Source organism: Terrabacter sp. 2RAF25 (assembly GCF_052115265.1).
Lineage (GTDB): Bacteria > Actinomycetota > Actinomycetes > Actinomycetales > Dermatophilaceae > Terrabacter.
The window spans coordinates 1140910-1160146 of the sequence record NZ_JBFRGJ010000002.1; the positions used below are offsets into that span (position 1 = coordinate 1140910).

Genomic DNA, 19237 nt, shown 5'->3' on the forward strand with positions numbered 1-19237 from the left:
CGAATCACCCGTCTGCGCGCTGCCGCGCGCGGTCGGGGGTGAGGAGCAGCACCGCGGCCCCGATGAGCGCGCCGAGGACCGTCTCGAACAGCCGGTCGCGCAGCAGTGGCCCGACCGGTGCCGCGTGCGCGAGCTGGCCCATCATCAGCGCGAGCGGCGTGATGAAGAGCAGGGCGACGGCGTAGTTGCGCCCGACGACGAGCTCGGTCAGCACCTGGAGCACGACGATGACGAGCACCGCCCACGCGCCTCGCGGCGACCACAGCAGGATCGGTGCGGCGACGGCGACCCCGAGGGCGGTGCCGACCACGCGGTGCAGGCCACGCGTGAGCCGCGAGGCGAGGTCGGGACCGGACAGCACGACGACCGCGGCGACCATCGCCCAGTAGGGGTGCTCCCAGCCGAGCGCCGTCGCGATCGCACCGGAGACGCCGAGGGCGACGACGTGACGCAGCAGGTGCGTGCGCGCACCCGGCACCTCCAGGGCCTCGCTGAAGGTCGGCGCCGGGAGGTCCGGCCGCTGCCACTCGCCCCGCCGGCGGAGGACGCCGACGTGCGACACGGCCAGCGAGAAGAGGGCGCTCGCGCTCGAGACGGCCGCGGCCACGAGCACGGTCGTCGGGGTGGTCGGCACCATCGCGCACACCGTGAAGGCGAACACGAGGAACAGCGGTCCGGGCGGGTGCCAGCGGTAGGCGTCGGACGTGAGCGACCCCGCCGCCGCGAGCAGGGCGCCCAGCGGAACGACGAGCCAGCGCGAGTCGGGCGCGAGGGAGACGAGGGCCCCGAGGGTGACGGCGATGGTCAGGGCGACGCCGGCCACGACCTGCATGCCGGCACGCTGCGGTCTGGCGTCGTTGCGGCCGTAGAGCGACGTGAAGGCACCGAAGGCGGCATACGGCGTCCACTCGACGCGCCCGAGCAGCACGAGCACGAGCAGCGGCACCAGCACCGACAGCCCGGCGCGCAGCGCGACCCGGTGGGCGCCACCGTGTGGCCCCCAGCGCAGCAGCCCGGCCGCCACCCCTCGCGTTCCCATCGGCCCCGATTCTAGGTGGAGCGCCTATCCGCCTTTTCGCGCGTCCGCATGCCTAGGGTGGGTTACGACCGCGTGCCTTGTGGGAAAGAAGAGGTACGAGAGGTCGTGACACTCGGCCGGCGTGCCGGCACGCCGCGAAAGGTGGGCGCCATGGAGGCGAAGAAGACGTTCCTGTCGTGGCCCGTGGTCCGGCAGGTCCGATCCGGTGACTTCCTCGGCCGCGGGCCCGCCGTCACGTCGGAGCGCACCCGCGGCCTGCAGCCGCGCACCTCGACCGCCGACCGCGTCGTGCAGAGCATCTGCCCCTACTGCGCCGTCGGGTGCGGCCAGAAGGTCTACGTCAAGGATGAGAAGGTCGTGCAGATCGAGGGCGACCCCGACTCGCCCGTGTCGCGGGGACGCTTGTGCCCCAAGGGCTCCGCTAGCGAGCAGCTCGTCAACAACCCGAGCCGTGTGCGCCACGTCCTCTACCGGCGCCCCGGCGGCACCGACTGGGAGCCGATGCCGCGGGCGACGGCCGTCGAGATGATCGCCCAGCGCTTCGTCGCGAGCCGTCGGGCCGGCTGGCAGGACCACGACGAGAAGGGCCGTCCGCTGCGACGGACCATGGGCATCGCCTCGCTCGGCGGCGCGACGCTCGACAACGAGGAGAACTACCTCATCAAGAAGCTGTTCACCGCAGCGGGCGCGATCCAGATCGAGAACCAGGCGCGTATTTGACACTCCTCCACGGTCCCCAGTCTGGGGTCCTCGTTCGGGCGCGGCGGCGCGACACAGTACGTGCAGGACCTCTCCAACGCTGACTGCATCGTCATCCAGGGTTCCAACATGGCCGAGTGCCACCCGGTGGCGTACCAGTGGGTGACGGAGGCACGCCTGAAGGGCGCCAAGGTGATCCACGTCGACCCGCGCTTCACGCGTACGTCGGCGACCTCCGACAAGCACATCCCGATCCGGGCCGGCAGCGACGTCGTGCTGCTCGGCGCGCTGATCAACCACATCCTCAGCAACGAGCTGTACTTCAAGGAGTACGTCGTCGCCTACACCAACGCCGCGACGCTCGTCAGCGAGAAGTTCCAGGACACGGAGGACCTCGACGGCCTCTTCTCCGGCTACGACGACGAGAAGGGGAGCTACGCACCCGACACCTGGGCGTACGCGACCGACCAGGACGGTGAGGCGGACGCATCGCCCGGCACCATCGGTGGTCCCGCCGCGGGCCACGAGGGCGGCGGCGACGGTGCGCACGAGCACGGCCAGAGCACGTCCGAGCGGTCGGCCGGAGACGAGCACGGGTCCGGCGGGCCCGCGCTCGAGCACGCCCGTGTGCTGCGCGACGAGTCGCTGCAGGACCCCCGGTGCGTCTTCCAGATCCTCAAGCGGCACTACTCGCGCTACACGCCCGAGATGGTCGCCGACACGTGTGGCGTCAGCGTCGAGGACTTCGCGTACCTCGCGAAGTCGGTCACCGAGAACAGCGGCCGCGACCGCACGACGGCATTCGTGTACGCCGTCGGCTGGACGCAGCACACGCTCGGCGCGCAGTTCATCCGCACCTCAGCGATCGTGCAGCTGCTGCTCGGCAACATGGGCCGCCCCGGCGGCGGCATCATGGCGCTGCGCGGGCACGCGAGCATCCAGGGCTCCACCGACATCCCGACGCTCTACAACATCCTCCCCGGCTACCTCGCGATGCCGGTGGCCGGGCTGCACGACACGTGGGACGACTACGTCAGTGCGATCGGGAGCAAGCAGCAGAAGGGGTTCTGGGCCAACGCCGACACGTATGCCGTCAGCCTGCTCAAGGCCTGGTGGGGCAAGGCGGCGACGGCCGAGAACGACTGGTGCTTCGACTACCTGCCCCGGCTCTCCGGTGCCCACGGCACCTACCAGACCACGATGGCCATGCTCGACGACGAGGTGGAGGGCTACTTCCTCCTCGGCCAGAATCCGGCCGTCGGGTCGGCGCACGGGCGCATGCAGCGCCAGGCGATGTCGCACCTCAAGTGGCTCGTCGTGCGCGACTTCGCGATGATCGAGTCGGCGACGTTCTGGAAGGACGGCCCCGAGATCGCCACCGGCGAGATGCGGGCCGAGGACATCCGGACCGAGGTCTTCTTCCTGCCGGCCGCGGCGCACACCGAGAAGTCCGGCTCCTTCACGCAGACCCAGCGGATGCTCCAGTGGCACCACAAGGCGGTCGCGCCGCCCGGTGAGGCGCAGAGCGAGCTGGAGTTCTTCTACGAGCTGGGCAAGCGCGTACGCGAGATCCTCGCCGGGTCCACCGACTCCCGCGACCGGCCGCTGCTCGACCTCACGTGGGACTACCCGCTCGACGCCGACGGCGAGATCGACGCCGAGGCCGTGCTCGCCGAGGTCAACGGTCGACACCTGACGGGCGACAAGGCCGGACAGCCCCTGTCGTCGTACACCGAGATGAAGGCGGACGGCTCGACCGACGGCGGCTGCTGGATCTACACCGGCGTCTACGCCGACGGCACGAACCAGGCGGCCAACCGCCGGCCCGGGCAGGAGCAGGACCTCACCGCCCTCGACTGGGGTTGGGCGTGGCCCGCCAACCGCCGCATCCTCTACAACCGCGCCTCGGCCGACCCCGAGGGCAACCCCTGGAGCGAGCGCAAGAAGTACGTGTGGTGGGACGCCGACGCCGGAAAGTGGACGGGCCACGACGTGCCCGACTTCCCGCCGACGAAGGCGCCGACCTTCCGGCCCGAGGCCGGAACGGGTGGGCCCGACGGCCTCGCCGGCGACGACCCGTTCATCATGCAGGCCGACGGCAAGGGTTGGCTCTTCACGCCGAAGGGCATGCTCGACGGGCCGCTGCCGACGCACTACGAGCCGCAGGAGTCCCCGGTCCAGAACCCGCTCTACGCGCAGCAGTCGAACCCGGCACGCAAGGTGTTCCCCCGCAAGGACAACCTGTGGAGCCCGTCTGGCGACGCCCCCGGCGCCGACGTCTACCCGTACGTCTTCACGACCTACCGGTTGACCGAGCACCACACGGCGGGCGGGATGAGCCGTTTCCTGCCCTACCTCTCCGAGCTCCAGCCCGAGTTCTTCTGCGAGGTGTCGCCCGAGCTGGCGCAGGAGCGGGGCCTGGAGCCCGGCGGCTGGGCCACGATCGTCTCGGCCCGCGCGGCCGTCGAGGCTCGTGTGCTCGTCACCGAGCGCATGACGCCCCTCGTCATCCGGGGCCGCACCGTCCACCAGGTCGGCCTGCCCTACCACTGGGGTGTCGGCAGCGCTGCGGTCGTCAGCGGTGACGCCGCCAACGACCTGCTCGGCGTGGCTCTCGACCCCAACGTGCAGATCCAGGAGAGCAAGGCCGGCTCGTGCGACATCGTGCCGGGTCGTCGCCCGACCGGCGAGGCACTGCTGCGATTCGTCGGGGAGTACCAGTCGAGGGCCGGTTCGACCGTCATGACGGGCAACGAGCTGCGCACCGGGCACCCCGAGTCCGTTCCCGAGACCAAGAAGGAGGGCTGAGGCATGGCCTTCTGGCGCAACCAGCTGTCCGGACCGACCGACCCCGCGTCGGACGCGGCGTGGGACCGCCACGAGCGACGCAAGGGGTTCTTCACCGACACCTCGATCTGCATCGGCTGCAAGGCGTGCGAGGTGGCCTGCAAGGAGTGGAACGGCATCCCGGAGGACGGCCTCGACCTGCTGAACCAGTCCTACGACAACACCGGTGCCCTCGGCGCCAGCACGTGGCGCCATGTCGCGTTCGTCGAGCAGAACAGCGAGCGCATCACGCAGGCAAGGGAGTCGGGGCGCCGGCTCGTCCAGCTCGGCATGCCGATGGTGCGCGACGCGTCGAGCACCACTGCCACGCTCGAGGCGCCAGGTGACGTGCGGCCGGGCGCGGCCGCCGGGCCCGGGCCGACCGATACCGCGGTGCCCGACATGCGGTGGCTGATGGCCTCCGACGTGTGCAAGCACTGCACCCACGCCGCGTGCCTCGACGTGTGCCCCACGGGCTCGCTCTTCCGCACCGAGTTCGGCACGGTCGTGGTGCAGGACGACGTGTGCAACGGCTGCGGCTACTGCGTGGCGGCCTGCCCGTTCGGTGTCATCGAGCGACGCCGCGGCGACGAGGGCCACGAGGGCGGTCGCCAGTCGCACGGCATCAGCATCAACTCGGGTGGAGCCGACCCGGCCCACAACGGAGAGGTGAAGAACGTCGGCATCGCCCAGAAGTGCACGCTGTGCTACGACCGCATCGGCGAGGGCGAGACGCCCGCGTGCGCCAAGGCCTGCCCGACGACGTCGATCAAGTTCGGCGACCTCGCCGACATGCGGGCCACCGCTCAGGCCCGCGTCGCCGAGCTGCACGAGCTCGGCTACACCGAGGCGCGCCTCTACGGCGCCGACGAGAACGACGGTGTCGGTGGCACCGGCTCGGTGTTCCTGCTGCTCGACGAGCCCGAGGTCTACGGCCTGCCGCCCGACCCGCGGGTCACGACGGCCGACCTGCCCGACATGTTCCGCAAGGCGGGGCTGGCCGGCATCGCCATGCTCGGCATGGCCGCGGCCGCCTTCGTCGGGAGGAAGCGATGACGACCAACCCGTTCGACGCCGACCGCCCGCCGGAGAGAGAGCGCCGGCGCGACGACGCCAGCCACGGCAACGCCCGCGACTCCGGCTCGAAGGCTGGCCAGAACGGTGGACGCCGCAGGCGAGACGAGTCGCTCATGGTGCCCGACGTGCAGTTCGACAGCTACTACGGCCGCCACATCGTCAAGCCGGCGCCGTGGGAGAAGGAGGTTGCGGCGTACCTCTTCCTCGGGGGCGTCGCGGGCGGCTCCGCCCTGCTCGCCGCCGGTGGCAAGGTGCTCGGCTACCCGGCGCTGCGCCGGGCCGGACGCATGGGCGCGGTGGGAGCCGCGGCTCTCGGTGGGGCCGCGCTCGCCAAGGACCTCGGAAAGCCGAGCCGCGCCCTCAACATGATGCGCACCGTCAAGCTCACCTCGCCCATGTCGGTCGGCTCCTGGATCCTCACGGCGTTCGGCGGCTTCTCCGGGCTCGCGCTCGCGTCGGAGCTCGGTCAGTCATTTCTCGAAAGTCGTTCCGGCACAACTCGGCCCGGCACCGCACTGGCCCGGGTGGGCCGCCTGCTCGAGCTCGCCGACGGGCCCGCCACCGCGGGATCCGCCTTCTTCGCGCCGCCGCTCGCCGCGTACACGGCGGTGCTGCTGGCCGACACCGCCACGCCCACCTGGCACGAGTCCTACCGCGAGCTGCCCTTCGTCTTCGTCAGCTCCGCGAATGCGGCTGCCTCCGGCCTCGCGATGCTCACCGTTCCGGCGTCGCAGAACGGCCCGGCGCGCAGGCTGGCCGCCGTCAGCGCCCTCGTCGAGACCGTCGCCTTCGAGCGGATGCAGGAAAAGCTCGGCCCGACCCTGTCGGAGCCACTGCGCACCGGCAAGGCTGCGCGCCTGCTCAGGGCGAGCAAGGTCCTGACCATCGCCGGTGCGGTCGGGGCCGTCACCGTGGGGCGTACGCGTGTGGGCGCCGCGCTCAGCGGCTTGGCCCTCATGGCGGGGTCGGCCTGCACGCGCTTCGGCGTGTTCGAGGCGGGTATGACCTCTGCGATCGATCCCAAGTACACCGTCGAGCCCCAGCGCGAACGCCTCGAGGCGCGTCGGGCCGAAGGCATCGTGAACGACTCCATCACCACGGCGCGCTGACGCGCAGCCCTCGGCGGCGCAACGACGCGCCGCCGGACAACCGGAAGGGGAAGTGCTGTGAGCAGGACCGACACAGGGCTGGGAACAGGGCCGGACACCACCGGCCGGGGCGCGAACCGCTGGGTGATCCTCGTGTGCGCCGTGCTCGTCCAGCTGTCCATCGGCTCCGTGTACGCCTGGAGCGTCTTCGCCAAGGCGCTGCAGAGCGACGCGGCGTTCGGGTGGTCCAAGTCCAAGGCCGCCGTGCCGTTCAGCGTCGTCATCGGCATGATCTTCGTCGGCAGCTATGTCGGCGGTCGTCTCCAGGACGCCCGTGGCCCCCGCGTCGTGGCCATGACCGGAGGCGTCATCTACGCCGTCGGCGTCATCCTCGCGTCGTTCGCCCAGTCACCCGACGCCTTCTGGCTGCTCGTCCTGGGCTATGGCGTCATCGGCGGATTCGGTCTCGGCATGGTCTACATCGTGCCGATCGCCATGCTGCAGAAGTGGTTCCCCGACAAGCCCGGCCTCATCACCGGGCTGGCCGTCGCCGGGTTCGGCTTCGGCGCCGTCGTCACGGCCCCAGTGGGCCAGGCCCTCATCGACCAGTCGCCGAGCGTGCCCACCAAGGCGTTCCTGTGGCTCGGCATCGGCTACCTCGTGATCCTTCTCGTCTGCACCTCGGTGTTCCGCAACCCGGCGGTCCGCGCCGACGCCGGTGCGGGCACCAAGGCCGCTGCCGCGGCACCGGGCACCTCGATGCGTGACTTCACGCCGAGCGAGGCCATGCACACCAAGCAGTGGTACCTGCTCACCGCGATCCTCACGATGAGCGTCACGGCGGGCATCTCGCTCATCGCCGTCGCCGCGGGCACGGCCAGCGACGTCGCGGGCTACTCCGCCACGAGCGCGGCTGCCCTCGTCGGCGTGCTCGGTCTCTTCAACGGTGCCGGCCGCATCTTCTGGGGCTGGCTCTCTGACCTGGTCGGCAAGATGCCGGCCTTCCTCGGGATCCTCGGCATCCAGGGCATCTGCCTCCTGCTCATCCCGCACGCGTCCGGTGCGGCCCTCTTCGCCGTGCTCGCCGCGCTCATCTACCTCTGCTACGGCGGGGCCTTCGGAACCATGCCGTCGACGGCAGGCAGCTTCTTCGGCGTGAAGAACGTCGGCGCGATCTACGGCCTCATGCTCATCGGCTGGAGCATCGGCGGCGTCGTCGGCCCACTGCTCATCGCGTCGCTCATCGGCAGCGACAAGGCCTACAACCTCGGCTTCACGGTCATCGGCGTCATCACGCTCGTCGCGCTGGTGCTGCCGCTCATCACCAAGAAGCCACGCCGCGACGGGGCTGCCGCGGACGGCAGCGACGTCGGTGACGCGCGTGGCAGGAAGGCCGCCCGGGACACGGCGCGCCACTAGACGGCATACGCCATCAGCGCACGGTGAGCACGTGGTCCGCCCGGGGCACGAGCTCACCGACCACCGTTCCGCCCGGCACCTCGCCCGCGACGAGCAGGCCGCCGCTCGTCTGGGCGTCGGCGAGCAGGACGAGCTCGTCGTCGCCGACGGACGCGTCGAGGTGCGGGCGCACCCAGTCGAGGTTGCGGCGGCTGCCGCCGGGCACGAAGCCCGCGGCGAGCGACTCGCGAGCCCCCTCTAGATAGGGGACGGCGGCGGCGTCGACGACCGCCGACACCCCCGAGGCGCGGGCCATCTTGTAGAGGTGCCCGAGCAGCCCGAACCCCGTGACGTCGGTGGCGGCCCTGATGCCGGCGGCGACCGCCGCGGCGCTCGCGACGTCGTTGAGCGACACCATGGACTCGATGGCGTGGGCGAAGACCTCGCCGGTCACCTTGTGGCGGTTGTTGAGCACGCCGACCCCGAGTGGCTTGGTGAGGCTGAGGGGTAGGCCCGCGGTGGCGGCATCGTTGCGCAGCAGACGGTTCGGGTCGGCGATGCCCGTCACGGCCATGCCGTACTTCGGCTCGGGGTCGTCGATGCTGTGGCCACCCGCGACAGGGCAGCCGGCCAGGCGTCCGACGTCGAGTCCGCCGCGCAGCACCTCCGCGGCCAGGTCGGGCGGCAGCACGTCGCGGGGCCAGCCGAGCAGGTTGACGGCGAGCACGGGTCGGCCGCCCATGGCGTAGATGTCGGACAGCGCGTTCGCCGCGGCGATGCGCCCGAAGTCGTAGGGGTCGTCGACGACGGGGGTGAAGAAGTCGGCCGTCAGGAGGACGGCCATGCCACCCTCGATGCGGACGGCGGCCGCGTCGTCACCGCTGTCGAGGCCCACGAGCAGGTCGGGGTGGCTGACGCCTGCCAGGTCTCGCACCATCTCCTCGAGCTCACCAGGCGGGATCTTGCAGGCGCACCCGCCGCCGTGGGCGAACTGGGTCAGCCTCACCGTTCTCACGTGCTCCACACCTGCGCTCATACCCACACCGTAGGTCGGCGCAGCATCGACGGGGTGCGCTGGGTACGGTGACCGTGGAGGTGTCTGGGCACCTGGTGGTCCCCACGGTCTTCAAAACCGGTGAGACCGAGCATCTCGGTCTGGCGGGTTCGATTCCCGTCCACCTCCGCCACACACTTCTCATGGAGGCGGCGTGACGCAGACCGACCCGCGGCGGCGCATCCCGCGCACCGACGCGCTGCTCGCCGACCCGGCGCTCGCGACGGCTGTCGCCCGGCACGGCGTCGAGGTGGTCAAGGCGGCCGTACGCGTGGCGCAGCAGCGGGCGCGCACCGGCGAGATCGAGCCGGGCCAGGTCGCCGAGGCCGCGCGCGTGGCTCTGCCGTCGCGCACGACGTCGCTGCGGCCCCTGCTCAACGCGACCGGGGTGGTCGTGCACACCAACGTCGGGCGGGCGCCGCTGTCGGCCGCCGCCCTCGAGGCGGTCGTCGCCGCGGCTGGCTACGTCGACGTGGAGTTCGACGTGGCCACCGGGGCCCGGGCCCGGCGTGGGCGAGGGACTCTCGCGGCACTGCGCGACGCCGTGCCGGCAGCCGGGGGCGCCCTCGTCGTCAACAACGGTGCCGCCGCCCTCGTGCTCGCCACGACGGCGCTCGCGGCCGGTCGCGAGGTGCTCGTGAGCCGCGGCGAGATGGTCGAGATCGGCGACGGCTTCAGGCTGCCCGACCTCATCGCCTCGACCGGCGCGCGGCTGCGCGAGGTCGGCACGACGAACCGCACGACCGTCGACGACTATGCCGCCGCGCTGGGTCCTGACACCGGGTGCGTGCTCAAGGTGCACCCCAGCAACTTCCGGGTCGAGGGCTTCACGAGCGCTGCCCCGGTCGAGCAGCTCGCTCGGCTCACCACACGTGACGGTTCACCGGTTCCCCTCGTCGTCGACATCGGCAGCGGGCTGCTGCGCCACGACCCGCTGCTGCCCGACGAGCCCGACGCCGCCTCGACCCTCGCGGCCGGTGCCACGGTCGTCACGGCCAGCGGCGACAAGCTGCTCGGTGGTCCACAAGCCGGTCTCGTCCTCGGAGAGGCGGCCACCGTCGAACGCCTGCGGCGCCACCCGCTGGCCCGGGCCCTGCGCGTCGACAAGCTCACCCTAGCCGCCCTCGAGGCCACCCTGCGCGGACCGGTGCCACCCGTCACCGCCTACCTCCATGCCGTCGCCGACGAGCTCCGCGCCCGCACCGAACGGCTCGCCGCGGCCGTCGGTGGCGAGGTCGTGCCCGTCGAGGGACGCGTCGGCGGTGGGGGAGCCCCCGGGGTGCCGCTGCCTGGGTGGGCCCTCGCCCTCCCGGAGGAGTGTGCGGAGCGCCTGCGGACCGGCGACCCGGGGGTCGTCGCACGCGTCGAGCGCGGACGCTGCCTCGTCGACCTGCGTTGTGTCCCAGTGGAGTCCGATGCCGAGCTCGAACGGGCCGTGCGGTCCGCCCTGCCCCCCGGAGACTGACGTGCGGGTCATCGCCACGGGTGGTCACGTCGACCACGGCAAGTCCACTCTCGTGCGGGCACTCACCGGCATCGAGCCCGACCGCTGGGCCGAGGAGCGCCGGCGCGGCCTCACCATCGACCTCGGGTATGCCTGGACGACGTTGCCCTCGGGTGAGCAGGTCGCGTTCGTCGACGTCCCCGGCCACGAGCGCTTCATCGGCAACATGCTGGCCGGGCTGGGGCCGGCCCCCGCAGTCCTGCTCGTCGTGGCCGCCGACGAGGGCTGGCGGGCCCAGACCACCGAGCACCTCGCCGCCATCGACGCGCTCGGCCTCACCCACGGCCTGGTCGTGGTGACCCGGAGCGACCTCGCCGACCCGGCGCCGTCGCTCGCGAATGCCGTTGCGCGCGTGGGGCGTTCGTCGCTCAGCGGGTGCCGGGCGGTTGCGGTCTCGGCGCGCACGGGTGAGGGCATCGACGAGCTGCGGGTGGCGCTCGACGCGCTCGTGGCCGGCCTGCCCGCGCCCGTCGTGGACGCTCGCACCCGACTCTGGGTCGACCGGTCGTTCACGATCCGAGGCGCGGGGACCGTCGTCACGGGAACCCTCGGCGAGGGCACGATCCGCGCAGGTGACGAGCTCGTCCTGCACGACGCGACGGGCCGCCGGCGGCACGTGACCGTGCGCGGCCTGCAGTCGCTCGAGCAGGCGCACGACGCCGTCGCCGCGGTCGCGCGGGTCGCGGTCAACCTGCGGGGGGTCCCCGCCGATGAGGTCCACCGCGGCGACCTGCTGCTCACGCCGGACGCGTGGCCGACGACGGACCAGCTCGACGTCCGGCTCGGCAGCGAGACGACCGAGCGGCTGCCGCTCCACCTCATGCTCCACGTCGGCACTCACGCGGTCGAGGCGCGCGTGCGACCCCTGGGCGCGGCCGCGGTCCGCCTCACCGTGCCGCAGCCGCTGCCCCTCGTCGCCGGTGACCGTGTCATGCTCCGCGACCCGGGCTCGCGCCGCATCGAGGGCGCGGTCGTCGTCGACGCCGACCCGCCGCCGCTGACGCGACGTGGGGCAGCAGTCGCACGCGCCGAGGTGGTGACGCGGCAGGACGGTCGCCCGAGCCTCGAGCAGGAGGTCGGGCGGCGTGGAGCCATGACCGTCGATGCCGCGCTCGCGCTCGGGGCGATCGTCCCGGAGGGCGAGCGCCCCGGCCCGACGGTCGTCCGGCACGGGCAGTGGCTCGTCGCCGACGCCGCCTGGCAGCAGTGGGCTGGAAGGCTGCGGGATGCCTTGCAGCAGAAGGCTTCCCGACAGCCCCTCGAACCGACCTTGACGCTCGAGGCAGCGCGGGCGGCGGCCGAGGTGCCCGACCGGTCGCTCATGGCCGACCTCACGGCATACGTCGGCCTCGAGGTGCGTGAGGGGCGAGTCGGCGCGCCGGGCCACCGGGACGCGTTGCCCGAGCAGGTCGAGGCAGGGCTGCGGGCCCTCGAGGCCCGCCTCGCCGACCAGCCGTTCGCCGCGCCCGAGCAGCGCGAGCTGCAGGCACACGGCCTCGGGCCCCGCGAGGTGGCGGCGGCCGTGCGCGCCGGGAGGCTCTTGCGCCTCGACGACGACGTCGTGCTGCTGCCGACCGGCCCGGCTCGGGCGATGCGGGTGCTCGCGGGGCTGCAGCAGCCGTTCACGACGAGCGAGGCGCGGGTTGCCCTCGAGTCGACCCGGCGCACGGTCATCCCGCTGCTCGAGCACCTCGACGGGCGTGGCTGGACGCGCCGCATCGACGGCTCGCACCGCGAGGTGCGACGCTGAACACATGGACCCCCGACCCCCGCTCCCGCCGTTCACCGAGGAGACCGCGCGCCAGAAGGTGCAGGCCGCCGAGGACGCGTGGAACACCCGTGACCCCGAGCGCGTCGCCGGCGCCTACACCGAGGACACCGTCTGGCGGAACCGCGACGAGCACCTCGAGGGCCGGGCAGCCGTCGTCGAGTTCCTGCGCCGCAAGTGGGACCGTGAGCAGCACTACCGGCTGCGCAAGAACCTCTGGGCGTTCGAGGGCAACCGCATCGCGGTGCGCTTCCAGTACGAGTCGCAGGACGCCGACGGGCAGTGGTGGCGCTCCTACGGCAACGAGCAGTGGGAGTTCGACGACCTCGGCTACATGCGCCGTCGCGAGGCGAGCATCAACGACGTACGCGTCGAGGAGTCGGAGCTGCGGGTGACGCCGGGCGAGGGCGAGCTGCCGGCGTACTGACGGGGTAGCAGCCGCCCGTCAGGCGGGCTCGACCCGCAGGCTCTGCTCCATGTCGCGCTCGATGTCGCGAGTCGTCAGGGCGAGCGCACTCACGATGTCGACGAGGCGTTCCTCGCGGAAGCGCACGGTCGGCATCGACACGGTGACGGCCGCGTCGGTGCGGTCGCCGACGCGGATGCCGCGACCGATGGCGGTGACACCGGTCTCGGTGCGGTCCTTGTTGATGGCGAAGCCGCGCCGTCGCACGCTCGCGAGGTCCTTCAGCACGCTGGTGACGTCGGGTCGCTGGGCCTCCCGTCCCTCCCAGCGGTCCTCGGTGAAGAGCACCGAGAGCTCCTCGGGGGGCAGGTCGGCGAGCATGACCTTGCCGCCCGAGGCCAGGTGGGCGGGGAACACCATGCCCTCGCGGTCGCCGACCCGCAGGGACTGCCGGCACTCGACCGAGGCCACGAACCGGGCGTGGTCGCCGGCGAGCACCATGAGGTTGGCCGACTCCTCGACCCGGTCGACGAGCACCTGGAGGTGCGGGAGGGCGACCGCCCGCAGCAGCGCGGTGTGGCTGCGCGAGTCGGCCTCGAGCGAGATGACCGGGCCGGCGTGGTAGCGGCGGTCGGACCCCTGCCGGGCGAAGTCGCGGTAGACGAGCATCGAGAGCAGCCGGTGCGCCGTGGAGCGGGCCACGCCGAGCCGGTCGGCGACGTCGGAGACGGTCTGCGGACCCTCGACCTGCAGGATCACGGCGAGCTGCAGGGCGTGGTCGACGCTGCGGAGCGCGTACTGCGGCTTCGTCTTCAGGCCCGTGTCAATGCCCAGGTTCATGTCGGTGATCCTCGCTCGGCTCCATCATGTGGGACTCCATAATTCTGCCATGCAGAATAGTCTCGTTCTGCCATGTCGAACCATCCCACCATGGTCGGCATGGCAACGACGCCCACACCCCAGACCCCGGCCCAGACCCCGGCCCGCGCCCAGCGCCTCTCGCGCCGCCCCGCCTGGCTGGTCACGCTCCTCTGCTGGCTCATCGTCGTCTTCGACGGCTACGACCTCATCGTCTACGGCACGACCATCCCGTCCCTGCTCAAGGAGCGCGGCTGGGGCCTGACCCCCGCGTCGGCCGGTTTCATCGGCAGCCTCGCCTTCGCCGGCATGCTCGCCGGCGCGCTCGGCGCGGGCTACCTCGCCGACCGGCTCGGACGCCGCCGCACCATCCTCTGGTGCACGCTGTGGTTCTCGGTCTTCACGGCCCTGTGCGCCGTCGCGCCGGGCCCCGAGGCGTTCGGCGCGTTCCGCTTCGTCGCCGGCCTCGGCCTCGGTGGCCTCGTGCCGTCCGCCAACGCCCTCACCGCCGAGTTCGTCTCGCGCCGGCGCCGCTCGGCCGTCTCGACGATCATGATGTCCGGCGTACCGATCGGTGGTTCGGCCGCCGCGCTCGTCGGCCTGTGGCTGCTGCCCCAGCACGGCTGGCGGTCGATGTATGCCGTGGCCGTCCTCGCGGTCGTCGTCCTCCTGCCGCTCTGCGCGGCCTTCCTGCCGGAGTCGCCGACGTGGCTGCGCACGCGGGGCCGGGTCGAGGAGGCAACTGCGGTCGAGGCTCGCCACGGCCTGGTCCACGACGCGTCGGAGACGGCGGCCTCGGGCGCGCACCACCGTCCCGGCTTCCGCTCGATCCTCACCGGCGAGTGGCGGCGCCCCACCGTGCTCTTCGCCCTCGCCACGGTCGCCACCCTCTTCGCGTGGTACGGCCTGGGCACCTGGCTGCCGAAGCTGATGGCCTCCGACGCACGCTTCGACATGGGCCAGCCCCTGCACTTCCTGCTGGCCCTCAACCTCGGCGCCGTGCTCGGCTCGGTCGTCACGGCGTGGGCCGGCATGCGGTTCGGCCCGCTCAGGAGCGCGATCTGGGCCGCCGCGGCCGCGGCCGTGGGCCTCGCCTTCCTGCTCACCTACCCGAGCGACCTGCTGCCCGTCTACGGCGCCCTGATCCTCGCCGGCGTCGGCACTCACGGCACCCAGTGCCTCATCATCGCCGCCGTGGCCAACCACTACCCGTCGGCGCTGCGCGGGACGTCGCTCGGCTTCGCCCTCGGCGTCGGCCGCATCGGCGCCGTCCTCGCACCGCAGGTCGGTGGCTGGCTGCTCGCCGCGAACCTCGGCGTCGGCAGCAACTTCCTCGCCTTCGCGGTCGCGGCCGGTGTGGCTGCCGCGCTGCTGCTCGTGACGCTCGTCGCCACCCGCCCCGTCGTCCGTCCCGACTCCGCGGCCGTGCCGGCCGAGCTCGTCCACTGAAAGGAACCGTCATGTCCCTCACGACCGACCCCGCCGCCGCAGGCGTCTCCCCGGTGAGCCTCGCCGCTGTCGATGCGCCCGACCAGCCGACCGTGACGCCCGAGCTCGAGGACCTCTACCGCGGCTTCGAGAAGGAGCTGCTCGTGCCGCTCTGGACCGAGATCGGCGACCTCATGCCGCCGCACCCGCGCTCCAAGGCCCAGCCGCACCGCTGGGAGTGGGCCACGCTGCTCGAGCTGGCCGGCCGGGCCGGTGACCTCGTGCCCGTGGGCCGTGGAGGGGAGCGTCGCGCGATCGCCCTGGCGAACCCGTCGCTCGGTGGCAAGCCGTACGCGACGCCGACGCTCTGGGCCGCGATCCAGTACCTCATGCCGGGCGAGGACGCCCCCGAGCACCGCCACACCCAGAACGCGTTCCGCTTCGTGGTCGAGGGCGAGGGCGTGTGGACCGTCGTCGGGCGCGACCCCGTGCCGATGCGCCGCGGTGACTTCCTGCCCCAGGCCGGCTGGAACCTGCACGCCCACCACAATGCGGCGGACCGGCCGATGGCCTGGATCGACGGTCTCGACATCCCGTTCCAGTACGAGGTCGAGGCGCAGTTCTTCGAGTTCGGGCGCGACCACATCTCCGACGAGGAGCGCACCACGCCCGAGCGCTCTCGCTCGCAGCGCCTGTGGGGCCACCCGGGCATCGCGCCGGTGTCGCAGCTCGGCTCGACACCCGGGTCCCCGCTGCTCTGCTACCGCTGGGAGGACACCGACCGTGCCCTCACCGACCAGCTCGAGCTCGAGAAGGAGGGCTACGGCGGCACCGTCGAGCACGGCCACGCCGCCATTCGCTTCACCAACCCGACGAACGCCGGCGACGTGCTGCCGACGATCCGCACCGAGTTCCACCGCGTCGCGTCCGGCACCGAGACCGCGCCAGTCCGGCAGACCGGCTCGTCGGTCTACCAGGTGTTCGACGGCGCCGGCACGGTCACCGTCGGCGACGTCAGCTGGTCAGTGACAAGGGGCGACCTCTTCGTCGTGCCGTCGTGGCAGCCGCTCTCCATCCGCTCCGAGGCCTCCGCGTCCGACTCCGACTCCGGCGCCCTCGACCTCTTCCGTTTCAGCGACGCGCCGATCTTCGAGCGCCTCAACCTCGCCCGCACCCAGATCGAAGGAACCAACTGATGAAGCTCGCAACCGTCCGCACCGCTGACGGCTCCACCCAGGCCGTACGCGTCGAGGGCTCGCACCTCGTCCCGCTCGGCGTCGCCGACGTCGGCACCCTTCTCGCGCAGCCGAACTGGCGTGAAGCGGCTGGCGCCGACTCGGCACCCACCCTGGAAGCCGGGCAGACGGCATACGCCCCCGTCGTTCCACGACCCGGCAAGATCTTCTGCGTCGGCCTCAACTACCGCAACCACATCCTCGAGATGGGACGCGACCTGCCGGAGTACCCGACGATCTTCAGCAAGTACGCCGACACGCTCGTCGGCGCCGAGGACGACATCCTGCGCCCCGACGAGACCGACCAGTTCGACTGGGAGGCAGAGCTCGCCGTCGTCATCGGGTCGACCGTGCGGCGCGCGACGACCGCCGAGGCCGAGGCCGCCATCGCCGGCTTCGCGGTGCTCAACGACATCACCGCGCGCGACTGGCAGTTCCGCACGAAGGAGTGGCTGCAGGGCAAGAACTGGGAGTCCACGACACCGCTCGGGCCGTGGCTCGTCACGCCCGACGAGCTGCCCGGCGGCGTGCGCCCGACGCTCGCGATCCGTGCCGAGGTCGACGGCGAGGTCGTGCAGGAGGACACCACCGGTGACCTGCTCTTCGACCCGGTCGCCCTCGTCGAGTACCTCTCGACGATGATCACGCTGCGCCCCGGCGACGTCATCGCCACCGGCACTCCCGGCGGAGTCGGCCACGCACGCAAGCCCGCTCGCTACCTCCAGGCCGGCCAGAAGGTCGTCACCGAGATCGAGGGCCTCGGCCGCTGCGAGAACGTCGTCGTCGCGGACGGGCGCGGCTGATGTCCTCCACGCTGCTCTGGTCACGCGACCTCGTCACCGCTGGGACGGTCCTGTTCCAGCGGGCGCTCGACAGCCTCGACGACGCCGCGCTCACGGAGCCGACCGCGCTCGAGGGCTGGACCCGGGCGCACGTCGTCGCGCACGTCGCGGCCAACGCCGAGGCGCTGGTCAACCTCGCGACGTGGGCGCGCACGGGCGTCGAGACCCCGATGTACGCGTCGCCGGAGCAGCGTGGGTCGGACATCGAGAAGGGGGCCGTCAAGCCTGCTGCCGAGCTGCGGGAGTGGTTCTGCGACAGTGCAGCCGGGCTGGACAAGGCCCTCGGCGCCCTCGACGGCGAGTGCTGGACCCGGCTCGTGCGCACCGCGCAGGGCCGCACCGTCCCGGCCACCGAGGTGCCGTGGATGCGCACCCGCGAGGTCATGGTCCACGCCGTCGACCTCGACGGCGGCGTCGGATTCGACGACCTCCCGACCGACTTCCTCATCGAGGTGCTTCACGACGCAGCCGCCAAGCGCTCGCGCGGGGCGGACGGTCCGGCGGTGGTCCTCGTGTCCACCGACCCGACCGACACCGTCGACGGCACGCCCCGCAGCACGGCCTGGCCGGTCGTCGGCGTGGGCGAGGCGGTCCAGGTGCGTGGGCCGCTCGCGCAGCTGGCCGCCTACATCACCGGTCGCGACCACACCGGCCTCACGACCGACGGCGGGACCCTTCCCGGCCTGCCCCGCTGGCTCTGACGCCGAAACCCCTGCACCCCCTGACGACGAAGGAGTCAAGATGACCACCCACCCCAACACCACCCAGCCCGATGCGATCGTCGTCGGAGGCGGCATCGGCGGACTCGCCAACGCGCTCGCCCTGACCCGCAAGGGACTTCGCGTGCGGGTGCTCGAGCGGGCCGCCGAGTTCGGTGAGGTCGGCGCCGGGCTGCAGATCGCGCCGAACTGCACCCGGATCCTCGACCAGTGGGGCCTGCTCGACGAGGTCGTCGCACTCGGCGTCGTGCCGAAGAACCTCGTCATGCGCGACGCGGTCGACGGCTCGGAGCTCACCCGGCTCGACCTCGGCGACGCACGGGAGCGCTACGGCTTCCCCTACGTCGTCATCCACCGCAGCGACCTGCACGGCACCCTGCTCCGCGCCTGCGAGCGTGCCGGGGTCGACCTCGTGACGAACGTGGCGGTCACGGCATACGAGCAGGGGGCGGATGCCGCGACCGTCGTGCACGAGGGCGGACGCGAGACGGCGCGCGTCGTCATCGCCGCCGACGGGCTGCACTCCGTCGCAAGGAAGCTCGTCTCGGACGACCAGCCCGTGTCGTCGGCCTACGTCGCCTACCGTGGCGCCGTGCCGATGGGCCAGGTCGAGCAGCTCGACATCGCCCTCGACGACGTCGTCGTATACGTCGGGCCGAAGTGCCACTTCGTGCAGTACCCCCTCCGTGGTGGCGAGATGTTCAACCAGGTCGCGGTCTTCGAGTCGCCCAAGGCTCTGGCGGGAGAAGAGGACTGGGGCACCCCCGACGAGCTCGACGCCGCGTTCGACCAGACGTGCGAGAACGTGCGGGCAGGCCTGCCGCTCATGTGGCGCGACAAGTGGTGGCGGATGTACGACCGCGACCCGATCGACCAGTGGGTCATCGGACGCATCGCCCTCACGGGAGACAGCGCGCACCCGCCCCTGCAGTACCTCGCGCAGGGCGCCGTCATGGCCATCGAGGACGCGTGGGTGCTCTCGGAGCACGTGGGCGCGCAGGTCACGGCCGGCGCCGACGGCGCCTCTCTCGACTGGGACACCGCGCTGGCGGCGTACCAGGCCGTGCGCCCCGAGCACTGCCGCCGCGTCCTGACGACGGCACGTGCCTGGGGGAAGCTGTGGCACCTCACCGACGACGACCGCCTGTGGCGCAACGAGGTCATGCGCGAGCGCGACGTGCACGACTACGCCTTCGTCGACTGGCTCTACGGCTCGACCGCGTTGCGTCCCGAGGACGAGCCGGCCATGTTCGAACCGCTGGGGCCCCCCGCGGTCGTCGCGGTCTGACGCCGGCG

15 protein-coding genes and 1 tRNA gene are annotated in these 19237 nt (G+C 72.2%); 13 read left to right on the forward strand and 3 right to left on the reverse strand.

Annotated elements, in window-relative coordinates; genetic code table 11:
- Nucleotides 1-4: 4 nt before the first annotated feature.
- On the reverse strand, nt 5-1039 hold the full coding sequence (locus AB4091_RS08585) for an FUSC family protein (protein ID WP_442291314.1): 1035 nt from the start codon (nt 1037-1039) through the stop codon (nt 5-7).
- Nucleotides 1040-1189: 150 nt separating this feature from the next.
- On the opposite strand from AB4091_RS08585, the gene fdh reads away from it, so the two are divergent.
- The 4 genes from fdh to AB4091_RS08605 are packed head-to-tail and all read left to right on the forward strand — an operon-like array spanning nt 1190 to nt 8148.
- Nucleotides 1190-4546, forward strand: coding sequence for a formate dehydrogenase (fdh, locus tag AB4091_RS08590; protein ID WP_442291315.1), 3357 nt, complete (start codon nt 1190-1192; stop codon nt 4544-4546).
- Nucleotides 4547-4549: 3 nt separating this feature from the next.
- Nucleotides 4550-5620: a 4Fe-4S dicluster domain-containing protein gene (locus AB4091_RS08595; RefSeq protein WP_442291316.1), complete on the forward strand. Its 1071-nt coding sequence runs from the start codon at nt 4550-4552 to the stop codon at nt 5618-5620.
- Nucleotides 5617-6750 carry an NrfD/PsrC family molybdoenzyme membrane anchor subunit gene (gene nrfD, locus AB4091_RS08600; protein ID WP_442291317.1) on the forward strand — a complete coding sequence of 378 codons (1134 nt, stop codon included), beginning with the start codon at nt 5617-5619 and terminating at the stop codon, nt 6748-6750. The genes AB4091_RS08595 and nrfD overlap by 4 nt, the downstream gene beginning before the upstream one ends.
- A 57-nt stretch (nt 6751-6807) precedes the next feature.
- Entirely contained in the window at nt 6808-8148 is a 1341-nt protein-coding gene (locus tag AB4091_RS08605; protein ID WP_442291318.1) for an L-lactate MFS transporter, read from the forward strand.
- 13 nt (nt 8149-8161) lie between these two features.
- Here the strand turns inward: AB4091_RS08605 and selD are convergent, their stop codons facing one another.
- Entirely contained in the window at nt 8162-9163 is a 1002-nt protein-coding gene (gene selD / locus AB4091_RS08610; protein ID WP_442291319.1) for a selenide, water dikinase SelD, read from the reverse strand.
- A gap of 55 nt (nt 9164-9218) precedes the next feature.
- Here selD and AB4091_RS08615 point away from each other — a divergent pair.
- The 4 genes from AB4091_RS08615 to AB4091_RS08630 all read left to right on the forward strand — a co-directional run bounded on the left by AB4091_RS08615 (nt 9219) and on the right by AB4091_RS08630 (nt 12880).
- A tRNA-Sec gene (locus AB4091_RS08615) sits at nt 9219-9314 on the forward strand.
- A 21-nt stretch (nt 9315-9335) separates the two neighbouring features.
- Complete coding sequence (gene selA, locus AB4091_RS08620; protein ID WP_442291320.1) at nt 9336-10646, forward strand: L-seryl-tRNA(Sec) selenium transferase; 1311 nt, start codon at nt 9336-9338, stop codon at nt 10644-10646.
- A gap of 1 nt (nt 10647) precedes the next feature.
- Complete coding sequence (gene selB / locus AB4091_RS08625) at nt 10648-12435, forward strand: selenocysteine-specific translation elongation factor (protein ID WP_442291321.1); 1788 nt, start codon at nt 10648-10650, stop codon at nt 12433-12435.
- A gap of 4 nt (nt 12436-12439) precedes the next feature.
- Nucleotides 12440-12880: a nuclear transport factor 2 family protein gene (locus AB4091_RS08630; protein WP_442291322.1), complete on the forward strand. Its 441-nt coding sequence runs from the start codon at nt 12440-12442 to the stop codon at nt 12878-12880.
- 18 nt (nt 12881-12898) lie between these two features.
- On the opposite strand, the gene AB4091_RS08635 is transcribed toward AB4091_RS08630, so the two are convergent.
- Nucleotides 12899-13699 carry an IclR family transcriptional regulator gene (locus tag AB4091_RS08635; RefSeq protein ID WP_442291323.1) on the reverse strand — a complete coding sequence of 267 codons (801 nt, stop codon included), beginning with the start codon at nt 13697-13699 and terminating at the stop codon, nt 12899-12901.
- A gap of 99 nt (nt 13700-13798) precedes the next feature.
- Between AB4091_RS08635 and AB4091_RS08640 the strand changes: the two genes are divergently transcribed.
- Genes AB4091_RS08640 through AB4091_RS08660 form a run of 5 tightly spaced genes read left to right on the forward strand, consistent with a single transcriptional unit; the run spans nt 13799 to nt 19229 of the window.
- A complete protein-coding gene (locus AB4091_RS08640; protein WP_442291324.1) occupies nt 13799-15166 on the forward strand; it encodes an MFS transporter in 1368 nt (455 codons plus the stop codon).
- An 11-nt stretch (nt 15167-15177) separates the two neighbouring features.
- Entirely contained in the window at nt 15178-16341 is a 1164-nt protein-coding gene (locus AB4091_RS08645; RefSeq protein ID WP_442291325.1) for a cupin domain-containing protein, read from the forward strand.
- Nucleotides 16341-17183: a fumarylacetoacetate hydrolase family protein gene (locus AB4091_RS08650; protein WP_442291326.1), complete on the forward strand. Its 843-nt coding sequence runs from the start codon at nt 16341-16343 to the stop codon at nt 17181-17183. Before AB4091_RS08645 ends, AB4091_RS08650 begins: the two co-directional genes overlap by 1 nt.
- Nucleotides 17183-17923 carry a maleylpyruvate isomerase family mycothiol-dependent enzyme gene (locus AB4091_RS08655; RefSeq protein ID WP_442291327.1) on the forward strand — a complete coding sequence of 247 codons (741 nt, stop codon included), beginning with the start codon at nt 17183-17185 and terminating at the stop codon, nt 17921-17923. Before AB4091_RS08650 ends, AB4091_RS08655 begins: the two co-directional genes overlap by 1 nt.
- 40 nt (nt 17924-17963) lie before the next feature.
- Nucleotides 17964-19229, forward strand: coding sequence for an FAD-dependent oxidoreductase (locus tag AB4091_RS08660; protein ID WP_442291328.1), 1266 nt, complete (start codon nt 17964-17966; stop codon nt 19227-19229).
- The last annotated feature ends 8 nt before the right edge of the window (nt 19230-19237 follow it).

What these genes read in the sequence shown, in the direction of transcription:
- AB4091_RS08650 (WP_442291326.1), top strand. Translation starts at nt 16,341, where the DNA reads ATGAAGCTCGCAACCGTCCGCACCGCTGACGGCTCCACCCAGGCCGTA.
- AB4091_RS08635 (WP_442291323.1), bottom strand. Translation starts at nt 13,699, where the DNA reads ATGAACCTGGGCATTGACACGGGCCTGAAGACGAAGCCGCAGTACGCG.
- AB4091_RS08585 (WP_442291314.1), bottom strand. Translation starts at nt 1,039, where the DNA reads ATGGGAACGCGAGGGGTGGCGGCCGGGCTGCTGCGCTGGGGGCCACAC.
- nrfD (WP_442291317.1), top strand. Translation starts at nt 5,617, where the DNA reads ATGACGACCAACCCGTTCGACGCCGACCGCCCGCCGGAGAGAGAGCGC.
- AB4091_RS08645 (WP_442291325.1), top strand. Translation starts at nt 15,178, where the DNA reads ATGTCCCTCACGACCGACCCCGCCGCCGCAGGCGTCTCCCCGGTGAGC.
- AB4091_RS08655 (WP_442291327.1), top strand. Translation starts at nt 17,183, where the DNA reads ATGTCCTCCACGCTGCTCTGGTCACGCGACCTCGTCACCGCTGGGACG.
- AB4091_RS08595 (WP_442291316.1), top strand. Translation starts at nt 4,550, where the DNA reads ATGGCCTTCTGGCGCAACCAGCTGTCCGGACCGACCGACCCCGCGTCG.
- AB4091_RS08630 (WP_442291322.1), top strand. Translation starts at nt 12,440, where the DNA reads ATGGACCCCCGACCCCCGCTCCCGCCGTTCACCGAGGAGACCGCGCGC.
- selD (WP_442291319.1), bottom strand. Translation starts at nt 9,163, where the DNA reads ATGAGCGCAGGTGTGGAGCACGTGAGAACGGTGAGGCTGACCCAGTTC.
- AB4091_RS08640 (WP_442291324.1), top strand. Translation starts at nt 13,799, where the DNA reads ATGGCAACGACGCCCACACCCCAGACCCCGGCCCAGACCCCGGCCCGC.
- AB4091_RS08660 (WP_442291328.1), top strand. Translation starts at nt 17,964, where the DNA reads ATGACCACCCACCCCAACACCACCCAGCCCGATGCGATCGTCGTCGGA.